This is a genomic window from Paenibacillus eucommiae, assembly GCF_017874215.1.
In the GTDB taxonomy this organism is placed as follows: domain Bacteria; phylum Bacillota; class Bacilli; order Paenibacillales; family NBRC-103111; genus Paenibacillus_AI; species Paenibacillus_AI eucommiae.
In genome coordinates, this window is sequence record NZ_JAGGLB010000001.1 from 27745 (window position 1) to 45532 (window position 17788).

The following is a 17788-nucleotide window of genomic DNA, read 5'->3' on the forward strand; positions in this document are numbered from 1 at the left end:
AATGCAGGTAGGCTCAATATGTCAATTAACATATTCATCCCAAGCTTCACCAAAAACTTATACTTTCCACTTTCAAAAAAAAGGACGTACAGAACTCAGTTGAGTTTGTACGTCCTTTTTTGATGATTGTTATAGTCGCGTTTGTCTTACCTTATCGAGCAAGCTCCACTTTCTTTCCGCTGTCGCGGCTTTCATTGGCGGCTTCAAGGAAGCGGATAATCTCCAGCGTTTCTGAAGAATCCACATCAGGCTTTCCTGTTTGGAACATTAGCAAAATACGCTCCAGCATGCCTGCATAGGCAGGCTTGGGATGAGCGCTTGTATCCACAAAGCTGTTTGTCTTCTTGCGCTGAATGGCCGCGCTGAACGCATAGTTTCCTTCCCGGTTTCCTCTAACCACTCCGATTCGGCCATCCTTCCAAGTCCCTACCACGACATCATGCTCATCCGTTGTCGTAACCGAAACATTGGCACAGCCTTTGCCCATAATTGTAAACAACATTTCTACAGAATGAATACCGTACCAGAACAGGCCAGGCTGAGTAGGCTCAATACTCATTGGGCCAAAGCAATCCGCACCTATGATGACATCGTCCTGCTCCGATCCCAGCTCATCGACCAGCCCCTGTGCATAACGAAGTGAAGAACAGCTCATCAGAGGAATCTTGTGCTCGGCTGCTATCGCAAACATTTCCTCTGCATGCTTACTGCTGACAGCAAACGGTTTATCAACGAAAACTGGCTTTCCGAATGGAGCTACCTTTTTCAGCAAATCCAGGTGTACACGGCCATCTACCGAAACAATCAGAATGGCATCGCTCTGTTCCGCCACAGCCTCTGCTGAATCAACAATGGTTACGCCGTATTGTTCCTTAAGTTCACTCGTATATTTGTCTACCCTGCCATAGCTCAATTCAAAGTCGGGCGAAGGTACACCTGGGTATGCGATTTCAATTTTCCCGCCAGGTACATGATAGGGATTCTGGGGATCATTTAATATGGCGGCAAATGCAGACACATGGGACGTGTCCAAGCCGATCATGCCGAGTTTCAATGTTTGCTGCATATTTTCTTTCTCCTCCTAGTCAAAATAACTAATCAAAATCAATCTCTGTTCCTACCTATCATAGAACGAAAGCACGCCACAAACATGCCAGATACGAAATGAAAACGGTCATTTTTTATCCAGGAAAGAAAATTAACCACAATCACTACATTTTGATCGATACCTATTATTATGTAAGAAAACGCCTTGCGGCGTCCTTTGATGTGCGTGTTCGTGAATTTGGTGCATTGCGGAGAGAATGGCTGTGGGCTCCAGCCGCTGTTAAAGATTTGTTCCCTGAATGGAATGGATAAGGAGGTAGGAACAAATCTTTAAAGGCGGACGCTACCGCTCTTCCGCCCACAGCCATTCCCTCTCTTTAGCTACGATCGCACGAACACCAAGCTCAAACGGACAGCCAGCAAGGGTTTTTCTCTTGGTTAGAGGAGATTTCCCAGCGGGCGCAGGCGCTGGGGATGAAGATCGCGCGCAACTGAGAAGGAGCTACTACTTTAACGAACTTTAATGATGTTTTTCATCGCTAAAAGCACTGGGTCCTCTCTATATCTATACTTTAAAAAAACATCGCTAAGTGGAGTACACGTTCATTTCGGCGGAGGGCGGGCTGCTTCTAACGCTTAAAAAAGGACTGCCAATAGAGGTTGCTTTCTGAGGGAAGGGGATAGTGGCGATAGGGAAATCTGTGCTTCCTTTCTGATTCCCTTGGTGAATGAACAGTCACACCGACTACTTCATCACTGTAAAGCTGCATCATGTGAATGATTCCTTTCACTCCAGGCATCCCAAAACTTATACTTTCAGTTCATAAAAAAGAGTGCCTCAAAATCCATTGATTTTGAAGACACCCTTAGACCCTTAGACCCTTAGACCCTTACACCCTTACACCCTTGCTTGCTTCCTTACACACTTCTCTTCGACAACTCAAGGACCCGCGTATCAATCCCGGCTTTTACAAATCAATCGTCAGCCCACCATCTGCCACCAGCGTAGCTCCAGTCATAAAAGAATTGTCCGGGCTTGCGGCGAACATGATTACTGAAGCAATCTCATCCGGCTGTCCGACTCTGCCTATGGGCTGAGATTCGTTCCACTGCTGCATAATTTCTTCCCGCGGCGTATCCAGACTCTTCACACTTGCTTCCAGCATTGGCGTCTGCACGGCTCCAGGAAGCACCACATTGACACGAATGTTCTGCTTGGCGTAATCAAGAGCGATAGCCCTCGTCATCGAAACAATTCCGCCCTTTGAAGCCGAGTAAGCGGAGTAGCCCTCCAAAGTTGCTACGGCATGAACCGAGCTAACATTGACAATAACACCGCCACCGGCTTCGACCATGGAAGGAATCACCTCACGGCAAAATAAAAAAACGGAGGTTAAATTGTTAGTGATCACTTCATTCCATTTGTCCAAGCTAAGATCCGTCAAGCGGATTTGCGGACATACGGCCGCATTGTTCACCATTACATCGATTTTGCCATAGAGTTTCAGCGTGTCGCCAATGACCCTCCTGACATCTGCTTCCGAAGATACATCCGCAGCCATAGCAACCGCCTGGTAGCCTTCTTCGGTAATTTCCTGTGCAACCCGCTCCGCCTTTTCCGCAGTCCGGTTCACGACAACAACGCTTGCGCCAGCCGCGGCAAACCTTCTGGAGACGGCACGCCCGATCCCACCGCCACCGCCTGTCACTACGATCACTTTACCTTCCCAACTCATCTAGCTAGCCTCCCCTATTTTGCTATTCAGTCCGCAGACGCTTTTCCCATCCTTGCTTAAAGAGCGGCAGCCAGTTTCCGACATGATAAGGATGATTTCCAAGCTCTTCCAAGTTCAATTCTACTCCAAGCCCCGGTCCTTCCGGAGGCTGCAAATATCCGTTCTGAACCTTCATGGCCGGCTGCAAAACATGCTCTTCCCAAGGCTCGTTAAACTCATCAAAAATCTCATGCATATAAAAATTAGGAGTAGCCATATTCAGATGCGCGCACACAACCGAGCATACCGGGCCTTGCGCGCTGTGCGGTGCTATAACACCGTTATGAGCATGAACCATCCCGTTAATTTGCTTGGAAGCAGAGATCCCGAGGAATTGTGGCTCCGGTTGGATGATATGCACGGCATCATGCTTCAGCAGCTCAGCGAATTGCTCGCGGCTATAATAATCTTCTCCGCAAGCTACCGGTACCGGACTGCGTCTGGCCACTTCAACCATGGAAGAAACCAGGTGCGGAGGTACAGGTGCTTCGAACCATGTTGGCTTGTATGGCAGCATCGCGTCTGCAAACTGCAACGCAGTGTGCACGGTGAAGCGGTTATGCCCCTCGATCAGAATATCCACATTTGGACCTACAGCCTCCCGCACAGCTGCAATAATTTCCAGAGAAAGATCGAAATCGGCACGGTCCACAGTCCGCCATGCGGAGCCAAAAGGATCGAATTTCAATGCCGTATACCCTTTAGCCGTTACAAGCTTGGCCAATTCATGAAAATTCTCCGGCGTTCTCGCCCCACGGTACCAGCCATTGGCATAGCAGCGCAGCTTTTCATGACAGCGTCCGCCAATCAGCTTGTAAATCGGCTTGTTCAACGCCTTGCCCATAATATCCCAGCAGGCGGTTTCAATCGCAGCAAGCGCTGAGCCCTGGATTTGACCGCCATCCGAATAGACATCACGGAACAGCTTTAATCCAATAGTCTCAACATCAAATGGATCCATGCCAATGACCAAATGCTTAAGCTCATGAATGGCCGCTTCAACCGTTTTGGCAAAGCCATTCAATGTTCCTTCTCCAAGACCAACAATGCCTTCATCCGTCTGTACCTGAACGAAAAGCCAATTTTTCCAAGGGTTCCCCAAAATGTGTGTAGTTATATCTATGATCTTCAATGTCATCCATCCCTTTCAGCATACTGCAATTTGATGACCTAAATTTAGCATAGGGATTACAGATTTTCAATATGTCTAACTTGTATACATTATAACAAAATCATTTTCACAAATTCAATATGCTTGGCAATAAGCTGTTCTGTCACCAGCGGATCATTTCCTGCTAATGCATCACGAATACTGCGATGTTCCTCCAGACTGCCCCAGAGACGTTTCTTATTTTTGATAAAAGTTGTCCGTACTGCAATAATAAACTTGTCCTGAATCCTTGACATGGCTTCTGCAAATTCAGAGTTATCGAGGCTATCCACGATCATTTCATGAAATTGGCGATCCAAATGGACATACTTGATAACATCTTCAGCCTGCACAGCAGCAGCTTGTGCCTCTAAGTTAGCATCGAGCCTGGAGAAGAACAAGGCATCCAGCTTTCCGGTCAATTGGCGCACAGCAAATGTCTCCAGAGCCAGCCTCAGCTCATAAATCTCTAATATTTTTTTCAAAGATATTTCCTGGACGATTACTCCTTGCTTGGGTGATAGTTTTACAAGTCCCATCATTTCCAGGCGGTCTAGAGCCGAACGAATCGGAGTCTTGCTCATTTCCAGCAGCTCGCTGAGCGCTTTTTCCGAAAGAAAGGTGCCTCCGCTCCACTCCCCATTGACGATTCGCTCCTTGATTACTTCGTATGCCGTTTCTTTCAATGTTTTTGTTGATTGCACATCACCCATGGATGATCATGATCTCCCCTCTGCTTTTTACAGATTAGACTATCACAGTTGACTCGAATCGTAAACACAAGCAACACGTTCATGCTATACTATTAGCAATGAATTTGCAGCGAAAGGGGGCTAACGGTATGGGATTGCGTGATCAGGCATACAGTACCATTTTCCAATGGATTATGTCAGCTCGATTACCCAGAGGATCCGTCACCTCGGAGGTCGAGCTAAGCAGCATGCTAGATATGAGCCGGACTCCCGTTAGGGCTGCTTTGCAGCAATTGGAAACGGAAGGCTATGTGCGGATCGTCCCCAAGCATGGGGTTATTATTTTGGACACATCAGCTCAGCGAGTGAGTGATTTAATAGAGGTCATTGCCTCACTTGTCTGTTATGCCATAGCGCATTCCAGACATGTCGGTCAGGATGAAATGGCCAGCAGTGCTGCAGATTTGTGGGCTTCAGCTGCGTATTTGCTGTACAAAGGCGAGGAAATTGAGGCCAGCGATTTGCAGACACAGGAAAAAACGACCTTTAAAGTCGAGGCGCTGATTGCGTTCGAATACCAGATGCTGGAACGCATCATCTCTATTTGTAATAACAAGGAGATGGACCACACGTTCAAAATGACGACAACAAAGCTTTTCTGGTTTCAAAATAAACGTCGATGGCATCCGCCTTACCACTATGAAACAGTTGAATGCCTGGAACAATTCATTTCCAGACTAACAAAACGCCAGGCTGAATCATTGGACACAATGGACACGTTGTTTGCTTATTTTCATATTTTAAAAAAGACTTGGGTATAAGTGTATAACCCTAATCCTGGTGTAGTATTGCATTATTGCATAGCAAAAAAGCCACTCAGCAGAGCGGCAGAAAAATATCATTCATTTGAACCGCGGCTTTCCAGCCGCGGTCATTTATTTGCATGCAGCTGTTTAATTTCCTCCGAGCTCAGCCCGGTTGCCTTCTGAATCATATCTATATCTGCCTTCAAGGCTAGCAGGTTTCGGGCTACTTCAATTTTTCCTTCTTTGATTCCTTCAACTTTCCCTTCTTTTATTCCTTCTGCCTTGATGCGTGGATCAATCAACGTCTTCACCATCTGCAGCACCTCCTTGTCAATCTTTCTGAATTCGCCGTAACGACGTACAAATATGTCGTAATGTTCTGCAGCACACGCAGGATACGCTCAAGATCCCCGGTGCCGATCTCTTTCGCATCATGCAGTTCACCGAGCACCTCGAGGGTTTTCTCTATCGTCTTTTTCATTTGCTCAAATTGCTCCGAGATTAAGAGGCTCTTTTCTTTCTCCGGCTTCTTGCTTTCGTAAATCAGCTTTAATCTCTTGCGCGAACTGAAAGCTAATAGCGGCAATAATGCATACAGCTTCTGGCGTTTCAGCATTTCTGGCGTATAGGTCCAGTATTTCATTGTTGGAACTGTATATTCTACCTCACGGCCGTCTGGGAGGCTTAACGCGAGTGATTGAGATTCCTGGATGGCTTCATTTTCTTCCAAATAAATAACAAGCTGCCGCGGGAACTTCATCAAAATTTTCTCTTGAGGGTTTCCCGTTGTAAACGCCCCGGACGCTTGTGCCTCTTCGAGCGCTTTCTTAAAACCATACTGGAACAGGCGAACCACCATCATATTGTCGTTAAGTGTCTGAAACTCGATATGAAATGTAATCGTTTCTTGCTTCGAGGTCACTGTTATGAACATATCGCCGATCGTACGGTCATATTCATCATCCACAAATTCGCCATTGCTGTACGCTATGGACACATCACTGCTGACGAATTTTTCGTCAAATAGCCCGTTGATCAGTTGAATGGTGATATCCTTAGAGAGCTTGAATAGCACCCGTAGGATTTGGTCCAGCTTCAATTGTTCCCGGTCTTTCCGTGTCAATTTCTTTTTTGATTTTTGTGAATTGGCCTTATCGTTTTCCATGCCCTTATTATAGCATAATTGGCTTAAAGGGAAAACAATAAGCTTAATAAAAATTACATTATTTTCAAATTATAAATTCAACAAACATCCATCCGTGCGAGCAAAAGCGTATTGATGTAATAGTCTGCAACTATATTTACATGTCCATTGTCATCCAACATCGGATTGGCCTTTGACACAAAAAACGCCTTGCGGGACTGTTGACAAAAACCAATTTTTCGAAAAAAGACTTTTAGATTCCCAGTTTTTACAAGGGTTCTCAAACGTCAATTTCGTCAAAAAGGTAATTTATCAACAGTCCCTTGCGGCGTTTTTAATGCACTTATTTATCCGATTGACCTTGGGCCTTTGACCTTTAACCTTCAACGTTACCCTTTCAGCGCACCAGCTGTAATGCCCCCAGTAATTTGCTTCTGGAAGATCGTGTACATGATAAGCACAGGTACCATCGAAATCAGCAGCGCTGCGAATAGCGGCCCCCACTCTGTGCGATACTGCATCTCTGCCTGCATGACCGCAATCGCCACTGGAATTGTATATTTGGCGGGATCGTTCGTGATGACCAGCGCGTAGATGTATTCATTCCAGATGTTCAAAACTGTAATAATGGCTACTGAGTACAGACCAGGTCTGGCCAGAGGCAGCATAATGCGGAAGAAAATCCCGTAAAGGGAAGCTCCATCCATAGCAGCCGATTCCTCAAGCTCCTTAGGCAATGTCCGAAAGAAGCCGACAAGCACGAAAACTCCAAAGGGAACCGCTGTTATTGTGTAAATAATAATAAGCCCTATTAGCGAGTTCGTCAGGTGAAGATCATCCATCAGGAAAAACAAAGGAATAATCCCAAGAAAAGGAGGAATCATCATATAAAAAAGATAGGAATAATAGAGCAGCCCGCTTCCACGGAAGGCATATCGCGCCAAGATGTAGGCGGTTGTTGCCGCTAACAGAACGCCCAGCACTGTACTGACTGCCGTTACAATAACTGAATTCATGAAGTACGAATTAAAGTTATATTTATCCCACACATAGGAAAAATTGGACCATAACAAAGGAAAATTCGGCAAGCTCCAAGGTTTATTCAGGAAAAACTGCTGGTTGTCTTTTAATGCGCCGAATAACGTCCACACCAGCGGATAAACAACACATATCGTCCACACGATCAGGCTGATCTTTGCCAACCAGCGCCACAATGGATTCATCACGCCTAGTTTCATTCGGATAACCCCTCTACGTTAATTCTATCGTTTCACGCTTCATCAAGCGTTGTAAGCCTAAGGTTGTAATCAGCGCCAAGATGAGAATCAGCACCCCAATTGCAGAGCCATAACTGAATTTGCCATACTTGAAAGCATTAAAGTACAAGTAAGAACCTAGAACCTGCGTTGCATTGTCTGTTCCGCCTTCAAACGTCATAATGCGTACGATTACGAAAGATCCGCTTAAAGTTGCCATCGTAATCCAAAGCACTGCGGTCTGAACCTGCTCCCACATCAAAGGCAGAGAGACGTTCCAAAACTGCTGCCACTGGGAGGCTCCATCCAATTCAGCTGCCTCAAATAAAGATTCGGGAATGGCCAAAATACCAGCGATAAGCAAAATAATCGAAAAGCCAACCCCAGCCCAAATGGCGGGAGGAAGCAGTGCAAAGATAGCCCATTTATCTCCAAGCCAAGCAAAATCATAAGGTTTTCCGGTAAACAAAGAAATGACAGAATTCAAAAATCCAAGATTGGGATTGTATACATAACGCCATAACACACCTACAACTACTACAGAAAGTACATTGGGAAAGAAGAAGACAGTCCGGAAAAAGGTAGAGCCTTTAACTTTAAATCGTGTCAGTACCACCGCAAAATACAATGACAAAACCATAAAGCCTAGAATTTTTCCGAAAAGCAAAATATAATCGTTGCGAATCGCTTTCGGAATGATCTCATCCTTGAATAGTTCTTTAAAGTTGCCCAGACCAATAAAATTATAGTTTTCGGAGCCGCCTGACCAGTCAAATAGGCTTAGATAAATACCTTTAAACATCGGATAAACGGTAAATACGAGGTAAAGCAGCAGGGTGGGGAGGATAAAGGAAGCGATGAAAACGTTCCGCATCATCCTGCCTGTTCTGATTTTGTTGTTCGCTCTCATACATGCCTCCAGCCCGGATAAACAGTCTAGCAGGACAACAATAAGGGAATTTGCATTCCCCTATTGTGCTTGCTGTTCGTTATTCCATTATTATTTTGTTGCTTTGGCGCGGATTTTATCCGCAGCTTCCTCAACCCGATCTCCCCACTGCTCCGGAGTGATCTTACCTTCTGTCAATGCGATTGTAGCATCACTTCTCACTTTGACCAGGTCTTCAGGAATAACCGTTTCCGGTGTAATAATCGTGTTCGGATCGCTCAAGTATTTATTCGCTTCTTTAATTAGAGCTGGTGCATTCGTATCATCCAAATCAACCTTAACGTTCATAATCGCTTTGGACAGCTCTGCCCATTTTTTAGAAGCATCTTTTGTGAAAATGAACTGCATGAATGCTTTTGCTGCTTCAGGGTTTTTAGCTTTTTTGGCAATACCTACGTTAGCGGTCAATGGAACAGCGACAAACTTGCCGCCTGGATCTTGGCCGATGGAAGGGATAAAGCCGAATTCAAAGCCAGCAGGAATATCCTTGGACATTTCTCCCTCGATCCAGAGACCGTTCGGAATAAAGGCAGCTTTGTGCTGCAGCCATTGTGACTGAGAATCGGTGTGATTCAAAGCTACCGAGCTCTTGGCGATAAAGCCTTTATCACGCATTTGTACAATTCGATCCAAAGCTTTCATAACAGGCTCACTCTTGAAAATACCTTTTTCTAGAGCATTAATCCGTGTAATAATCGACCCGTCATCATTGTTCATCGAAACCGTTGTGTTATCTAACAAGCCTCCGTTGATGTAATACGGGTAGACACCTGTATGAATGTATACATCCATACTTCCTTCTGCCTTGATTTTCTCACCTAGAGCCATAAAGCTTGGGAAATCCTTAGGTGCTTCCCATCCTTTGGTCTTGAATAGTGCTTTATCGTAAAAAGTACCCCACGCATCAAAAGAATGCGGTATTGTAAAATATTTGCCTGGCGTATATTCTTCAGGCTTGGAAATCAGAAGGTCAAGGATTTTATCACCTTCGTCGTTTTTCGCTTCCTTCAGCCAATCGGTTAGATCCATCAATTGATCATCAAGAAACATCGATCTTGGATTGGCACCTGCACCAGCAATGTACACGAAATCCGGCGGATTGCCTTGAATCCATCTTGGCTTCATTTGATCATTGATTTGGGATCCAGCAGACTGCTTGATTTTCAAATCAGGATGCTTTTGCTGGAATTCCTCAATGATGGCTTTCCACCATGCATCCCCGTAGCCACCAACAAAGTACTGAACTTCAAAATCACCAGTCAGCTTAGCCGTTCCAGCGCCGCCGTCAGTTCCAGGCTGTTCACTTGTAGTCGGTTTTGGGCTTTCCGCCCCCGGCTTTGTCTCGGTCTTCGCTCCGCAGCCTGCAAGTGCTATAACAAACGCAAGCATTATCAAGCTCCAGCTAACCCATCTCTTTTTATTCATTGTAACCCTCCTCAGTTTATGCTTTCTTTCTGTAATGACCAGGAGCCTGATAAACAGGCAGCCTGGGTATCCGCTTATACGCCTTGTGCTTAAAGCCTCTTGTTAGCCTTATGTAGCGCTCTCTTTCGGATAATCCTATATTAATTCGTTTTGCGCTCAGCCTCCATTGAATATCTTATATAAAAGGTTAAATTTTATACGCAATGTTGAAAATCACATGCCTGATGAGCATCCCAATACTGGAAGTTTGTTATTTATGCTATTCCCTTTTTAAAACATTCTCATTCATTCTTTCTCATTCATTCACATTCATTCACATTCATTCACATTCATTCACATCGTTTACAATGGGGCACAGTCCATTTACTGCTTCAAGGATGCACAAAAAACACGCACAGAAGCTGTGCGCGTTCGTTGTAAATTCACAGGCTAACGCCTATGGACCTTTGCTAACTGCTATTTGCTGCAGCTGATCCAGAGCAGCTTGCGGGGTCATTTGGCCTAGCAGCACGGCCTCACCCATTTTGCGCGAACCTTCCATCACACTCTGCCAGCCTGGCTTGACGATGGGGTAAAACTCGGCTTTGCTAATTGAATCCAGAAAGCCTTGCATTTCCGGGTTGTTGCGCGACATGGACTCACCGACAGTTTGGATAGTAGGGAGAAAGCCTTCCCTAATCATAAATTCCTCGTAGCGGGAATCCTCGTAGAAGAAATCGAGAAATTTGGAGAGCGCTTCTTTATCGGTATGATCGGTCTTGAAGGACATGATTACATCCTGCACACCAAAGGAAAACGGAGCCACTCCTTCCTTTACTGGAATGGGCCCTGTCCCCCATCGCAAACCGGGGAATTCCTTGGGCACCACTGCGCTGAAATAATTGCCGGATATAAGCATGCCAAGTTTTCCATTACCAAGAATCCTTTGCTTTTCATCACGCGAAGTAACGGTAGGTTCTGCATCTGTTAATCCTTTGTCATACAGCTCCTTCAAAAAAGTGAGCCCTTCCACATTTTCCGCAGAATTGATATTCCATTTGCCATCCTTCAGCCAGCCCCCGCCAGCCCCAAAAAAGAAATAAGACAAATAGGCATAAATTTCATTGTCAGAAAGATCGACACCAAAGCCGTCCATCTTATGGGTATCACGTATTTTGCTTGCGTCCTCCTGCAGCTCGGCCCATGTTCGCGGTGGTGAAGAAATGCCAAGCTCATCGAAAATATCCTTGTTATAGTACATGCCACGAATAGAAGCCACAAAAGGCAGCACATACTGTACCTCATTCACACGATCCGATTTCAAATAATGAGGATAAAATTTGTTCATGAGCTCAGGCGATACGATTTCCTCCATATTATTAAGCAGGTCATCCGCAACATAATGGGCATACCCGTTCATGGTAAGCAGATCCGGCGGATTTTTACTAATCATCGTACTGTACACGCTGAGCAAAATGTCCCAATTCATCACCTGTAGTTCGACATCAATGTTTGGATTGAGACTTTTGAAATCCCTGACCAGATTTTCCAGAAACGGCTTGGTCGCCGTACTATATTCAGCCGCCACAAATTTAATCATCGCTGGACGACCGCCATTCTCGGCGGGGGGTTCAGAAGGAGCTTTTGTGCAGCCTTGCAGCAATAACCCGATAACTAACAGCAAGGAAAGCAAGGAAAGCAGCGTCGGGAGCTGCCGCGGTATATTCATGGATATCCCCCATTTCTACTACTATCTAATATAAAAATGCTTATCTCTCCACAAAAGGAAACAGGAGCTTTTGATTTTCCTCGGTATACATCGTTTCCTTCGTGATAACCAGAGAATCGATACTCGTTCTGAGCGGCTTCTGTCCGCGTATAAGCTGCAGCGCAGCTTTAACGCCCAGATAGCCCATATTGAAAGGCCGCTGCACCACGGTTGCCTCCATCGTGCCTTCCTCAAGCAGCTTGATTTCATAGATGGAACTGTCGAAACCAACAAGCTTGACAGGCTGCTTGGACATCTTTTCCTTGACCGCTTTCGCCGCCCCTAATACCGCAGCCTCATTCAACGCAACGATCCCCGCCAAATCTGGAAATTCCGATAATAATTGCTGTGAATTCCTGTAAGCCTCGTCTTCAGAGCCATCAAAATAACGTGTACCTGCATGCGTAATATCCACATTCTTCGTCAATACTTCCATTATGCCTAATTCCCGTTCCTTTTCAGCCGCTGAGCCTCCGCTAGTACCGAGAATAGCCACTTTGGCATCTGCCGGCAAACGTTCAATTAACACGGACGCAGCCTTTCGTCCTGCTTCGGCATTGTCTACGGAAATATAGCTCTGCAGCCAATCGCTCTCCATAACCGAATCAATAGCAACAAGCGGAATGCCCGCATTGCTCACCTTTTTGGCGGATGGCTCCAGCTTGCCATACTCGGATGCCGCGAATACGACCGCATCTGGTTTCTCGGTAATCGCCTGCTCCAGAAGGAGAATTTGTCCAGCCGTATCTGCCTCGGATAAAGGCCCCCGGACATCTACATGGACATTGAATTCCTTGGCCGCTGCATTCACGCCAGCGCTCACCGTCTGCCAAAATTCAGAACGCAGATCATTGCTTTTAAGAATAACAACGATAGTAAGCTCTTTTTGCTGGGCATCCCGGCGGGCCGTCTCCAGGCTTAACAATCCCAGAATGCCTGCAGCCGCGGCCAACAATAACGAGAAGATAATCATTTTTTTTGCCTGCATGCTATCGCCTTCCTAATCGATTTTCGGAATGGTGACCGTGACGAGCGTACCCATTTCCAGCTCACTGTAGAAATCCAATCCATAATCTTTACCGAAGTAAAGCTGTATTCTTTCATGCACATTAACAATACCAACACCGCTGGCCTTTGCCCTTGTCTTTTCAGCATCCATCCTAAGTATGTCCTTCAGCTTGTCTGCATCTATACCAACGCCGTTATCCGCTACCGTGAGGACAATTTGACCATCCACTTCCCCGCCTTTGATCGTGAGCATTCCGCCTTCCGGCAAATACTTGATGCCATGATAAATCGCATTCTCGACGATCGGCTGCAGCAGAATCTTCGGCATCTTGCAAGCCATTACGTCCTCATCCACATCGATGATATAATCAAGCTTGTCGCGATACCTCATTTTCTGAATCAGTAAATACTGTGTGATATGCTCAATTTCTACCCGAATCGGCACCATTTCATCGTCTTTGGTAATGCTGGCCCGAAACAGCTTCGCTAACGCCGATGTCATCAGTACAACATCCTCATGCTTTTTCCGCTCTGACATCCAGATGATCGAATCGAGCGTATTGTACAAGAAATGCGGATTGATTTGCGACTGCAGCACCTTGAGCTCACTTTTGCGCTTCACTTCCTGATCTTGCATCCTGCGGTGCATAAGTTCATGGATTTGGCCCACCATCAGATTAAATGTACGGGATAGTTGTCCAATTTCATTCACCGAGGTGATTTCGGAGCGGACATCGAAGTTACCTTTTTCCACCTGCTTCATATGCTTTTGCAGCTCTATAATCGGCTTGGTCAGCCGCCTTGACACCACAATAGAGATCAACAGAGCAATGGCCAGTCCAAAAATACCCCAAAGCACAAACGACATGCCAATTTTGTTTTTGTCCGGCACCAATTCACCAGGATAAGCCACGCCGACAATTTTCCAGCCAAAGCTTGTGTCCTGAACGGTGTACATTTTTTTGCTGCCCTCTTCTTTCGTAAAGAAATGCCCGCCGCTCGTATTTTTGACTTCGTCGATTGCTTCTTTTTTCAAACCGCTATAAATAAGCTGCTGCTGAGGATGGTAGACGAGATTCCCTTCATTATCCACGATAAATACATAGCCCCGTTTACCCAGGTTGATGCCGCTGCTTATCTCATTGATAACGCTCAGATTCAGGTCAACCAGAAAGATGCCCTCGCCCGTAATGCCATCGGAGCTTTTGAGCTCACGACTGAGCGATACGACCCAGCGGTACTCGTTCTGGATAATATTCTGTACATGGGAGGAGGAAAGCACGGATTGTCCCTCCTTGTCCTTGGCGTTTCGATACCAGGCCTGCTCCTCGAGCTTGGCATTTGTGTTCAGGCTTGTAACTCTGCGGTCGGACACGAAGCGTCCATTGTAGCCAAACACCATGATCGAGGCGATATCCTTACGGCTAATTAGAATCGATTGAAAGAGATCGGAAATCCTTTTCTCATAAGGCCTGCGGTCTGCCTCACTAATAAAGCTGGTATCCGACAAGTAGTATTTCACATCTTTGTTCGTTAGCGCCAGCATCGAGATGTTCTCCATATTGGTCACATAGGACTGGATGTTGCCGTTCACCTGCTTCATCAGCTCGGAAATATTATCTGCCGTATTGCGCTCCACAGCTTCCGCAGACAAATAATACGAAATAAAGCTGGTAATCGCAATAGAGAAAATAATCAGACAAGAGAAAGCAGCCGCAATACTCGACTGGATGCTTTTGAATTTGAACAAATTAAGCGTAAATTCGCGTTTCCTCATTGCTGCCGCTCCCTTGCCACTTTCTCCCGATATTCGGTGGGCGTCATTCCTGTATGCTTCTTGAACAGTACGCTAAAATAATGCGGATCGGCCACACCAACCTTAGCCGCGATTTCATACGATTTCAACTGCGTTTCCTGCAAAAGCTCCCCGGCTTTCTCAATTCGGACTCTCGTTAAATATTCGACAAACGTATCACCCGTGTGCTGCTTGAAAATCATGCTGAAATAGCTCGTGCTCATAAGGACATGACGGCATAAATGCTGCAGCGAAATTTCCTCACTGTGATAATTTGCCTCGATATATTCGACTGCCCGCATGACCTGAAGCTTCGTTAAATCACTTCTTTGCTCCGTGGCAAATTGAACGACCAGTTTAATAATGCCCTTGACCCAATGTTCGATTTCATCCAGCGTTTTGAATCTGTAGCTGTCAGCCAGTACGATGCCCCGCTCCGTAAACAAAGTAATTTCATTGCCGCCCATTTCCTGAACAACGTTCATCAGGACTACGACAATCTTTTGCAGGTTCAAATAACAGGCTTCAATCGGCATCATCGATTCTTTCCATACCCGCATCAATTGTTCGATCTGCGCTTCCGCTTCACTTAGAATACCGGCCTTGACCGCCGAAGCCAGCTTACGGCTCCAATCCATATTCAGCTCGGGGACAGGCTTTCCTTCAGGGCCGGTACCTTCCATTTCAACAATGCTGACAATCCGGTTTTTTCCCAAAAGAAAACGATAATCGAGCGCTGAAACAGCCCCCTCGTAAGATAAAGGCAGCTGATCCAAACTCGCACAGACCCGCCCAACCCCGATCGTAACCGTAAATTTCAGATAACGTTCAATGCATTGACGAATTTCATCAGCCAGCTTGTAGGCGTTCTCATACAATTGATTTTCCTGGTCACCGCAGAGGATAACCGCCATCCGCTCTTCCCTTGTCCGGAATGTGATTCCGGTGTAATAATCCATGAGATCACCAATGATGTTATAACAAGCAAACCGCAGCAGCTCTGCATCCTTCAGCAAATCGCTTTCACTGTAATAGCTGCCGAAATCATCAATATCCATAACCATAACGATATAATTCGAGGTTGGCCACGTAATCTGAAAATATTCCGACCGCTCCCTGATCTCATTGATGGACAAGAACGAAGTAACCAGCCGCTCCAGAAAACGCTCCTTGAGCAAAGGCAAGCTCTGATCCAGCAGCTGCTGCAGCTTCGTATAATCCTCACGGATTTTCTTCTCTTCATCCATATCCTGCCTGACCTTATCCAGCAGCTTGCGCAGCTCCATGGCCGTAATCGGCTTCAGAATGAAATCGTAAGCCTTCAAACGCAGCGCCTGCTGGGCATATTCGAAGGAATCGTAACCGGTAAGAATGATCATTTTCGTAAAAGGGTAGCGCTCACTGACATGCTTCGTCAATTCGAGTCCGTCCATAAAAGGCATGTAAATATCCGATAAAACGACGTCCGGCCTCAGCCTCTCAATGGCTTCAAGTGCTTCCTGACCATTGGTACAATCGCCCACCAGCTCAAACCCGTGAGTGTCCCACTGAATACTCTCCCGAATGCCTTCCCGCACCTCCGGTTCATCGTCAACAAGTAGAATTTTATACATAGGCTCCCCCTGGTGTCAGTAAATATGCTAAACCGTGAACAACGGGCTAACATCCCATTTCGCAATATTCTTATCATAACATATCTTCTCTGGCTTGTTCCCAACCATTTGTGAAAGCCGCCCTTCTTGGGCATCCTTTGATGTGTCCGGGGCGCAGAGCGTTGCGGAGGGAATGGCTGTGGGCTCCAGCCGCTGTAAAGAAAACGCCTTTCGGCGTCCTTTGATGTGCATGTTCGTGACTTGGGTGCGTTGCAGAGGGAAGGGCTGTGGGCTCCAGCCGCTGTTAAAGATTTGTTCCCTGAATGGAATCGATGAGGAGGTAGGAACAAATCTTTAAATGCGGACGCTAACGCTCTTCCACCCACAGCCCTTCCCTCCCTCAGCTACAATCGTACAAACACCTAGCTCAAACGGACAGCCAGTAAGGGTTTCCACCCTGTATGTAGGCCAATTTCGGCAAAGAGGCTCTCCTCACTCGTTATAAAGTTCCCTGCTCACCTTGCTCACTTAGCCAACCTAGCCCGCGCCAAAGCCTGTCCAACTAGTCTTATTCCCACTTTATCCGTTTATTCTAGCTACTTCCGCACCTTCCTTTTGACTGTAAGCCAACAATGTCAGATAACAGTGCCAACTTGCACCAACTGATGTCATTCCCACACTTTAGCACTGTAAAACAGGCAGAAACACATCTTTAAATGCGGACGCAAACGCTCTTCCTCCCACAACCCTTCCCTCACTCAGCTACCATCGTACAAACACCAAGCACAAACGGACAGCCAGTAAGGGTTTCCACCCTGTATGTAGGCGAATTCCGGCAAATAGGCTCTCCTCATTCGTTACACAGTTCCCTGCTCACCTAGCTCAACTAGCCCACCTAGTCTTATTCCCCGTGTATTCCAGCTACTTCTGCACCTTCCTTTTGACCGTAAGCCAACAATTTCAGATAACAGCGCCTGCTGATGTCATCCACACATTTTAGCACTGTAAAACAGGCAGCATAGAGGAGCCGCTACTTTAGCGATGTTTTTCATCGTTAAAAGCACAGGTCGGGTCCACAACCTTACTTTAACAATGAAAAACATCGTTAAAATCCCCTTATTCCACCAGAAGAGGCCATCCACCCTCTTTTAACGATGAAAATCATCATTAAAGTGCGTATTGAGCTGGAAACACTTGCTTTAACGATGAAAAACATCGTTAAATGTAGCAAGCACACGCTCATTTCGGGGGAGGCGAGGGAGGCGAGCTGCTACGGGGTTACTCTTTCCTAAAAAGCAGATAGCGACTGTTTCCTGACTTAAAGGGATAGTGAAGACAATGAAATTTGGGCTTCATTACATATTTCATGAATCAAAAACCACAAACACTTTATCGATTTATC

Annotated in this window: 15 protein-coding genes; 2 read left to right on the forward strand and 13 right to left on the reverse strand. The window is 46.0% G+C overall.

Annotation, left to right across the window (positions count from 1 at the left end; genetic code table 11):
- Positions 1–151 precede the first annotated feature (151 nt).
- Positions 152–1066 (reverse strand): Gfo/Idh/MocA family protein, encoded by a 915-nt coding sequence (locus J2Z66_RS00105; protein ID WP_209968300.1) that lies wholly within the window; start codon positions 1064–1066, stop codon positions 152–154.
- A 98-nt stretch (positions 1067–1164) separates the two neighbouring features.
- Here J2Z66_RS00105 and J2Z66_RS00110 point away from each other — a divergent pair, with 98 nt between their 5' ends.
- Positions 1165–1359: a hypothetical protein gene (locus J2Z66_RS00110; protein ID WP_209968303.1), complete on the forward strand. Its 195-nt coding sequence runs from the start codon at positions 1165–1167 to the stop codon at positions 1357–1359.
- Positions 1360–2015: 656 nt separating this feature from the next.
- On the opposite strand, the gene J2Z66_RS00115 is transcribed toward J2Z66_RS00110, so the two are convergent.
- The 3 genes from J2Z66_RS00115 to J2Z66_RS00125 all read right to left on the reverse strand — a co-directional run bounded on the left by J2Z66_RS00115 (position 2016) and on the right by J2Z66_RS00125 (position 4685).
- Positions 2016–2783, reverse strand: a complete 768-nt coding sequence (locus tag J2Z66_RS00115; RefSeq protein WP_209968306.1) for an SDR family NAD(P)-dependent oxidoreductase — start codon at positions 2781–2783, stop codon at positions 2016–2018.
- Positions 2784–2805: 22 nt separating this feature from the next.
- Complete coding sequence (locus J2Z66_RS00120; protein ID WP_209968309.1) at positions 2806–3954, reverse strand: mandelate racemase/muconate lactonizing enzyme family protein; 1149 nt, start codon at positions 3952–3954, stop codon at positions 2806–2808.
- A gap of 89 nt (positions 3955–4043) precedes the next feature.
- Positions 4044–4685, reverse strand: a complete 642-nt coding sequence (locus tag J2Z66_RS00125; RefSeq protein WP_209968312.1) for a GntR family transcriptional regulator — start codon at positions 4683–4685, stop codon at positions 4044–4046.
- A 128-nt stretch (positions 4686–4813) separates the two neighbouring features.
- Here J2Z66_RS00125 and J2Z66_RS00130 point away from each other — a divergent pair, with 128 nt between their 5' ends.
- A complete protein-coding gene (locus J2Z66_RS00130) occupies positions 4814–5485 on the forward strand; it encodes a GntR family transcriptional regulator (protein ID WP_209968315.1) in 672 nt (223 codons plus the stop codon).
- A 110-nt stretch (positions 5486–5595) separates the two neighbouring features.
- Here J2Z66_RS00130 and J2Z66_RS00135 read toward each other — a convergent pair whose 3' ends face one another.
- From J2Z66_RS00135 to J2Z66_RS00175, 9 genes are all read right to left on the reverse strand, one after another.
- The gene (locus J2Z66_RS00135) at positions 5596–5784 is read right to left on the reverse strand and encodes an Rpn/YhgA-type helix-turn-helix domain-containing protein (protein WP_245375171.1); all 189 of its coding nucleotides are present in this window, start codon (positions 5782–5784) and stop codon (positions 5596–5598) included.
- Positions 5778–6635 (reverse strand): hypothetical protein, encoded by an 858-nt coding sequence (locus tag J2Z66_RS00140; protein WP_209968318.1) that lies wholly within the window; start codon positions 6633–6635, stop codon positions 5778–5780. Before J2Z66_RS00140 ends, J2Z66_RS00135 begins: the two co-directional genes overlap by 7 nt.
- A 368-nt stretch (positions 6636–7003) precedes the next feature.
- Positions 7004–7852: a carbohydrate ABC transporter permease gene (locus tag J2Z66_RS00145; protein ID WP_209968320.1), complete on the reverse strand. Its 849-nt coding sequence runs from the start codon at positions 7850–7852 to the stop codon at positions 7004–7006.
- 13 nt (positions 7853–7865) lie between these two features.
- Complete coding sequence (locus tag J2Z66_RS00150; protein WP_209968323.1) at positions 7866–8780, reverse strand: carbohydrate ABC transporter permease; 915 nt, start codon at positions 8778–8780, stop codon at positions 7866–7868.
- A gap of 90 nt (positions 8781–8870) precedes the next feature.
- Positions 8871–10244, reverse strand: coding sequence for an extracellular solute-binding protein (locus J2Z66_RS00155; RefSeq protein ID WP_209968325.1), 1374 nt, complete (start codon positions 10242–10244; stop codon positions 8871–8873).
- A 436-nt stretch (positions 10245–10680) separates the two neighbouring features.
- Positions 10681–11952 (reverse strand): extracellular solute-binding protein, encoded by a 1272-nt coding sequence (locus J2Z66_RS00160; protein WP_209968328.1) that lies wholly within the window; start codon positions 11950–11952, stop codon positions 10681–10683.
- Between the two features lie 40 nt (positions 11953–11992).
- On the reverse strand, positions 11993–12979 hold the full coding sequence (locus J2Z66_RS00165) for a substrate-binding domain-containing protein (RefSeq protein WP_209968331.1): 987 nt from the start codon (positions 12977–12979) through the stop codon (positions 11993–11995).
- 12 nt (positions 12980–12991) lie between these two features.
- A complete protein-coding gene (locus tag J2Z66_RS00170; RefSeq protein WP_209968334.1) occupies positions 12992–14776 on the reverse strand; it encodes a cache domain-containing sensor histidine kinase in 1785 nt (594 codons plus the stop codon).
- The gene (locus J2Z66_RS00175; RefSeq protein ID WP_209968336.1) at positions 14773–16407 is read right to left on the reverse strand and encodes a response regulator; all 1635 of its coding nucleotides are present in this window, start codon (positions 16405–16407) and stop codon (positions 14773–14775) included. Before J2Z66_RS00175 ends, J2Z66_RS00170 begins: the two co-directional genes overlap by 4 nt.
- Between the last annotated feature and the right edge of the window lie 1381 nt (positions 16408–17788).